The organism is Shigella sp. FC1967 (assembly GCF_001743005.1).
In the GTDB taxonomy this organism is placed as follows: domain Bacteria; phylum Pseudomonadota; class Gammaproteobacteria; order Enterobacterales; family Enterobacteriaceae; genus Proteus.
This window is the reverse complement of record NZ_MIIZ01000600.1, coordinates 1-6,798: the sequence shown is the minus strand read 5'-3', so window position 1 is coordinate 6,798 and position 6,798 is coordinate 1. Positions and strand designations below refer to the sequence as shown.

Sequence of the window (6,798 nt, the reverse complement as noted above, 5' to 3'; positions counted from 1 at the left end):
AAAGATATAAATTATTCAAAAATTGAAAATATAAAAAGAATTAACGATATTTCAAATGCGATAATTAGTTTGGTTTTAGCTAAACATGATAAGGAAGATCTTTTAGCTGTGAACTTTTAAGTGTAAAAAATAAAATAATGGAAAGTTTATCAGAATTAGTTAATAACTCTAAATTTAAAGATAAGTTATTTCAGGAAACAAAAGAGATATCATTAAAAGAGTTGATTTCTAAAAAAGATAAAAAGAACTATTATTTGACTAATATTTTTTTCTAGACTATTAAATGGTTACCATAAAGATATAAATTATTCAAAAATTGAAAATATAAAAAGAATTAACGATATTTCAAATGCGATAATTAGTTTGGTTTTAGCTAAACATGATAAGGAAGATATTATTTAAATGTTTCAAGTAGAGCTCTTTTGTTAAAGCCTGATAATGATTTTATCAGGCTCTTTTTAATATTAAATATCCAACCGTTTAGCTTGCCATTTACGAGAGCGCCAACGCCATGCGTTAGTTAATCCACGTAGCCACTCATCACAAAGGAAACCAATCCAAATACCAATTAAGCCCATTTCCATTTTTATACCCAGGAAATAGCCCACAGGAATAGCCACACCCCACATAAAACAAATTGCGGTCATAAGAGGAAATTTAGCATCGCCAGCAGCACGTAGGGCATTCACCATCACAATATTAAAAGTACGTCCTGGCTCTAAAAAGACCGACAAAATAAATAGAGGAATTAATTGATCAATAATACGTTGATCTTCTGTAATGGAATACAAAATAGGATCACGCATAAACCAATAAACAATAACCACTCCGATGGTAAATATTACTCCCGTTTTTAAGCTTTTCCAGCCTCTAGCAAAAGCGTCATCAAAGCGTTTGGCACCAACTAAGTGACCCACTAATATTTCATTACCAATACTAATTGCAATACCAAAAAGCATTAAAAATAATGACAGTTGAAAATAGAGAGTCTGTGCAGCAAGAGGAACTTCACCCATTAAGCCAATAAAGGCAGATGCAGTCATATAATGTAAAATCCAAACCAAGTTTTCACCCGCAGCAGGTAAACCGATATGTAGGATTTTCCCTAACATATTTTTAGACCACACGACGAGCTGTTTGGCTTCGAATTTTATACGCAAACCGTAGAACAGCAATCCACACAGTAAAATAACTGCAATAATACGACCAACGACGGTAGACCAAGCAACGCCGACTAATCCATATTGTGGTAACCCAAAAAAGCCATAAAGCACAATCATATTACCAATAACCGTAACAATATTGGCAATCAATGTGACATACATCGCCGCTTTAGACTTACCATAGACCCTCAGACAAGCTGCAAGAATAATTGAAATTGCCTCAGGAATAAGGCAAATACCAATAATATGTAGGTAATTGTAGCCATCTTGCACTAAATGCTCAGGCGTATTCATAATATGTAGAATCTTGTAGCCAAAGAAAAGAATGATCAACGCGCTACTCATACCTAGCAAAGAGTTAAAAGCGATAGAAATATGAATCGCTTGGCTGGCTTTTTCTTTTTTACCTGCACCTAAGTATTGGGCAATAACAACGCTACATCCCACACTAATAAAGCTAAAGATGGTAATGAAAAGATCAAAAACTTGGTTACCGACGCCCATGGCTGCTAAGTAGGCAGTGGAAACGTGGCTTACCATGTAAGTATTAATTAATAGTGTGGCTAGATGTAGGAATATATCTATAAATATTGGCCAACTAAGGGAAAAAAGCGAGCGATCCGCTACATCAGACTGATGCATTGAAAACCTTCTTAAAAACAGAGTGAAATCGATATTATTAATATAACGCGTAGGAAGATGAGAGATTCTACAAGGTTTATTTATAAGGTAATAGCGCAAATCATGTTTATCTGGCAAAAAAAGATATTTATATGGTTTATTCATTGATAACTCATCACTATTATCATTAAGAGATGATTAACATTAAAGTCAGGGGAATTAATGAATACTAAAATAAAAGTAGCCATTGTAGGTTATGGCAATATTGGTCGATTTGCATTAGAAGCGGTTCAAGCAGCTCAAGATTTTGAATTAGTGGGGGTTGTTCGTCGTGATATCAATAATGTTCCAGAAGAACTGCAAAATCTTACCGTGACTAACGATATTAAAACATTAGGTAATGTTGATGTTGCGCTTTTATGTTCACCGACTCGTGCAATTAAAGAATTAGCTAAATCTATTTTAAGCTTAGGCATTAATACAGTAGATAGTTTTGATGTCCACAGTGAAATTGTGTCATTAAAAACAGAATTAGATGAAGTTGCAAAAAAACATGACCGTGTCGCCGTTATCTCAGCGGGTTGGGATCCGGGTTCTGATTCTATTATTCGTACGTTAATGTTAGCCATGGCGCCAAAAGGGATCACTTATACTAACTTTGGACCAGGTATGAGCATGGGACATAGCGTAGCGGCAAAAGCGATTGAAGGTGTAAAAGAGGCACTTTCAATGACAATCCCATTGGGGACTGGTGTCCATCGTCGAATGGTTTACGTAGAATTAGAAGCGGGAGCCAATTTTAATCAAGTAGAGCAAGCCATTAAAGCAGATAGCTATTTCTCTTCTGATGAAACGCATATTAAACAAGTTGATTGTGTTGATAGCTTAAAGGATGTGGGACATGGCGTTCATATGACTCATAAAGGGGTATCTGGTAAAACACATAATCAATTATTTGAATATTCAATGCGTATTAATAACCCAGCATTGACGTCTCAATTTATGGTGTCTGCCGCAAGAGCGAGTATGAAACAACGTGCAGGTGCTTATACCGTTATTGAAATTCCACCTGTTGATTTCTTAGCGGGGGATTTAAATACATTAATTGCAAAATTGGTTTAATTTTAATTAGTACTCTTTACATAAAATATTGCCCACATAATGTGGGCAATATGGATTAACGCTTAGGCAAACTTGATGATTTTGAATTAGCGTTTAATACTTTTAAATTCTTGGGTTGTTGCGGTTAATGCCACTTCTGTTGGTAAGCGTTCCATTGAACTTGCACCATAGAAGCCGTGACAATCAGGGCAATTATCTAAGATATATTGTGCATCTTCTGGCGTTGCAATTGGACCACCATGACAAAGCACAATCACATCAGAACGTACAGCTTTTGCTGCTTTTGCCCAGTCATTAATTAAAGGAACACAGTCCGCTAATGTTAATGCTGTTTCAGCACCAATATTACCGCCAGTTGTTAATCCCATATGAGGTACAATAATATCTGCGCCAGCCTCAGCCATTGCGATTGCATCTTCACGGCTAAAGACATAAGGTGTGGTTAATAAACCTTTCTCATGAGCTTTGCGGATCATCTCTACTTCAAGATCATAGCCCATACCTGTTTCTTCTAAATTAGCGCGGAAATTACCATCAATCAGACCTACTGTTGGGAAATTCTGCACACCAGCAAAGCCTGTTGCTTTCACTTCATCTAAGAATTTATCAAAGTTACAGAAAGGATCTGTACCATTAACACCAGCAAGTACGGGTGTATGTTTAACAACAGGTAAGACCTCTTTTGCCATATCCATAACGATTTCATTAGCGTTACCATAAGCTAATAAACCCGCTAAAGAGCCACGGCCAGCCATACGATAACGACCCGAGTTATAAATAACGATAAGATCAATACCACCGGCTTCTTCACATTTAGCTGAAAGCCCTGTACCTGCACCACCGCCAATAATAGGCTCATGGCGTTCAATCATTTCATTGAATTTTTTTAGTAACGTTTCACGTGAATGAGTCATTCTTCTTTCTCCGTGGTTAACAAATAAGTTCCTGGTGTAAATCATAAATTTGCTGAGTAAATTCAGCAGAGTTTATGTGATAAGGACTGATGACTAATTGACGAGTCTCTGTCTCTTTAAATGTTGTTATAAATGCATTAAAAAAAGCTTGGTTCGCTTGAGGATCCCAGAAAGGGGCGCCTTCAATATCTAGGGCTGAAAAACCACCCTGTGGTAATACAAACCGCAATGGACCTTCACACTGATTGAGTTTTTCAGCGATCCAGATACCTAATTGGCGGTTTTCCTCTGGTGTTGTACGCATCAAGGTGACTTGTGCATTGTGATGATAAAATTGACGCCCTTTATATTTCTCAGGAACACTCGATGGGCGACCAAAGTTCACCATATCTAATGCACCACAAGAACCTATATAAGGAATTTTGGTGCGGGCGATTGCACCAAAACGGTCTTCATCACAAGCAAGTACACCGTCAAATAAGTAATCACACACTTCTGTTGTTGTAAGATCGAGTACGCTATGAAGTAAGTGATTGTCTGCGAGTTTTTCCATGGCTTTACCGCCACTTCCTGTTGCATGAAAAACAAGGCAGTCATAATTATTTTCAAGTTTTTTTGTCAGTTGCTGTACACAAGGCGTGGTTACACCAAACATCGTTAAGGCGACAGCCGGTTTATCAATAACTTGTTCTTCTTGATAAAAATAAACAGCGCCCGCTATTTGGTTCGCCGCATTTCTTAGCACTTTACGAGAAATACGATTTAAGCCTGATACATCTGTAACGGAGTACATCATTGAGATATCACTTGCACCGATATAGCCTGAAATATCACCGGATGCCATTGTAGATACCATCAATTTAGGTACACCAATTGGCAACGATTGCATTGCTGGTGTAATCAGTGCCGTTCCCCCAGAGCCACCTAGCCCAAGAATGGCTAAGATATCATCTTGGTGGGTTAAATAATGTTTAAACGCAACTGACATTGCTTCAATTGCTTTACCTCTATCGCCACAGAAAACCGCTTCTTGACCATCTGGGTGAAAACGCGCAATTTCTGCTGCGGTGACATCCGCTTCTCGTGCGAGTGCCGTGGGTTTGGTTGTCAAATCGACGGTTTTAACAGGAAGGCCTGCTTTTTTTATTAAATCACTGACATAAAAAATCTCAGCACTTTTAGTATCAAGCGTTGTGGCAACATATATTGAACCAGCATACTGTTTCATAAGCCTTCCCTTACCTTCTATGATTATTGACGGGTAGATTATAATCATATTGAGACTTGAGTTTCATTTATCATAACACCGTTTTGAGACTCTTGTCTCATTATTTTTATTTTTATATTCTAAAGGTCGATAAGGTGACATTAATCACTTAAAGTAAACATTAATTATTATGAGTATTTGACTTAACGTAAATTAGACACATAAAGTGTAGAAATAACGAAGGATTTTCTATGAGTTACAGTGACGAAACGGATGCAATGTCCGGTACACGAAAAAGAACCCATCAGCTGTTGGTGACAACCGCGTTGGGACTTTTTGAGCAAGGAATGTTACCGACAGTGTCGGAATTAGCAGCACATGCAGGTGTTTCAAGAGCAACCGCATATCGTTATTTTCCCACACAAAGTGATTTAATTAGCGCGACTGTTGATGCAAGTTTAGCTCCGATCATTGCATGGACCCCCACTCCTGAAGATAATACGCAACAACGCATAACTGAATTGCTCAATCTTGCCTATCCACAAATGTTTAAACATGAAGGTGCATTACGTGGTGCATTACAAGTTTCATTACAGCAATGGGCAAAAGAGAGACAATCAAGTGAATATGCAGAAAAACGATTTATTCGCGGCCACCGTAAAGAGATTTTACTCAAAGTTATTGAACCCTTAAAAGCGCATTATCCTCAAGAAATGTGGGATAAGGTGATCAAATCATTTTCTTTGATTTACGGATCCGAAGTCTTTTTGGTAATGAAAGATATCTGGAAAATGGATGATCAGCAGGTCATTGACATGACTCAGTGGATGGCAAAAGCTATATTAAATCAGGCTAAATCTGATTATCCTGCAGATAACGATTAATTATTTGAATAAATCAGTTAAAATTGTATAAATCATTTACGTTTTAGCTATTGCAAGGATCGTTATGTCACATAAAACAGAAGACCAAGAGTGGCTGGTAGAACAACTACAATTTATTGCACAAGGCATTGGTAAAACATTATCGCCTTTTTGTGAAGTTGTACTTCATGATCTAACCGATAGTGAAAATACCATTATGGTCATTGAAAATAATCTATCAGGTAGAAAAGTTGGAGATAGAGCGACTGAGCTTGGAATGGCTCGCATTGAATCGTCAGATTTCCCTCAAATAGTGGCTAATTATCCTAACCAGTTTCCTGATGGCAGAACGGCAAAAAGTACGTCTATTGGTATTAAAGATAAACAAGGCAATTATGTTGCTGCATTATGTTTAAATATTGATATTTCGATGATCAAAGGATTACAAATGGTACTTAACCAATTTGCAACCCTTGAAGAAGGTAATGACATTATTGAAACCTTTAGTTCAGTGACTGAAGATTCGCTGAAAAAACGTATTGATGAGTTTTCTGCGACTTATTCTGTCACACCAAGAGCATTAAAACCGCATCAACGACGTGAATTGTTACTCTGTTTACAGGATGAAGGTTATCTTTCACTGCGTAAAGCGATGGAGATCACTGCACAATACCTGGGTGTTTCAAGGGCTACTGTATATAACGATTTAAAAGAATGATTAAAATGTACATTATTTTTTTAAACTCCAGCGGAATATAAGCCATTAAATAAAAAAAAAAGATATCACTTATTGATATCTTTTTTTTGTTTTCTATTTTTAATTTTTAATTACATATGGTTATTTTTATTGAAGGTCGTTAATTAATTACTATTGTGCGATTTTTTATAAACTTAAAAAAAATAAAGGG

6 protein-coding genes are annotated in these 6,798 nt (G+C 36.8%); 3 read left to right on the top strand and 3 right to left on the bottom strand.

Features of this window, described 5'->3' with window-relative positions; translation table 11 throughout:
- Positions 1 to 464 precede the first annotated feature (464 nt).
- The gene (locus BHE89_RS06685) at positions 465 to 1,805 is read right to left on the bottom strand and encodes an MATE family efflux transporter (protein WP_069368542.1); all 1,341 of its coding nucleotides are present in this window, start codon (positions 1,803 to 1,805) and stop codon (positions 465 to 467) included.
- A gap of 201 nt (positions 1,806 to 2,006) precedes the next feature.
- On the opposite strand from BHE89_RS06685, the gene BHE89_RS06680 reads away from it, so the two are divergent.
- Positions 2,007 to 2,906: a diaminopimelate dehydrogenase gene (locus tag BHE89_RS06680; protein WP_069368541.1), complete on the top strand. Its 900-nt coding sequence runs from the start codon at positions 2,007 to 2,009 to the stop codon at positions 2,904 to 2,906.
- 86 nt (positions 2,907 to 2,992) lie between these two features.
- Here BHE89_RS06680 and BHE89_RS06675 read toward each other — a convergent pair whose 3' ends face one another.
- The gene (locus BHE89_RS06675; protein ID WP_069368540.1) at positions 2,993 to 3,820 is read right to left on the bottom strand and encodes a phosphoenolpyruvate hydrolase family protein; all 828 of its coding nucleotides are present in this window, start codon (positions 3,818 to 3,820) and stop codon (positions 2,993 to 2,995) included.
- 16 nt (positions 3,821 to 3,836) lie between these two features.
- Positions 3,837 to 5,048, bottom strand: coding sequence for a Tm-1-like ATP-binding domain-containing protein (locus tag BHE89_RS06670; RefSeq protein WP_069368539.1), 1,212 nt, complete (start codon positions 5,046 to 5,048; stop codon positions 3,837 to 3,839).
- Between the two features lie 230 nt (positions 5,049 to 5,278).
- On the opposite strand from BHE89_RS06670, the gene BHE89_RS06665 reads away from it, so the two are divergent.
- Together BHE89_RS06665 and BHE89_RS06660 are read left to right on the top strand one after the other, a co-directional pair.
- The gene (locus BHE89_RS06665; protein WP_069368538.1) at positions 5,279 to 5,911 is read left to right on the top strand and encodes a TetR/AcrR family transcriptional regulator; all 633 of its coding nucleotides are present in this window, start codon (positions 5,279 to 5,281) and stop codon (positions 5,909 to 5,911) included.
- Positions 5,912 to 5,975: 64 nt separating this feature from the next.
- Complete coding sequence (locus BHE89_RS06660) at positions 5,976 to 6,608, top strand: helix-turn-helix transcriptional regulator (RefSeq protein WP_006535016.1); 633 nt, start codon at positions 5,976 to 5,978, stop codon at positions 6,606 to 6,608.
- The last annotated feature ends 190 nt before the right edge of the window (positions 6,609 to 6,798 follow it).

Coding starts and splice junctions, on each gene's coding strand:
- BHE89_RS06680 (WP_069368541.1), top strand. CDS start 2,007: ATGAATACTAAAATAAAAGTAGCCATTGTAGGTTATGGCAATATTGGT.
- BHE89_RS06675 (WP_069368540.1), bottom strand. CDS start 3,820: ATGACTCATTCACGTGAAACGTTACTAAAAAAATTCAATGAAATGATT.
- BHE89_RS06665 (WP_069368538.1), top strand. CDS start 5,279: ATGAGTTACAGTGACGAAACGGATGCAATGTCCGGTACACGAAAAAGA.
- BHE89_RS06685 (WP_069368542.1), bottom strand. CDS start 1,805: ATGCATCAGTCTGATGTAGCGGATCGCTCGCTTTTTTCCCTTAGTTGG.
- BHE89_RS06670 (WP_069368539.1), bottom strand. CDS start 5,048: ATGAAACAGTATGCTGGTTCAATATATGTTGCCACAACGCTTGATACT.
- BHE89_RS06660 (WP_006535016.1), top strand. CDS start 5,976: ATGTCACATAAAACAGAAGACCAAGAGTGGCTGGTAGAACAACTACAA.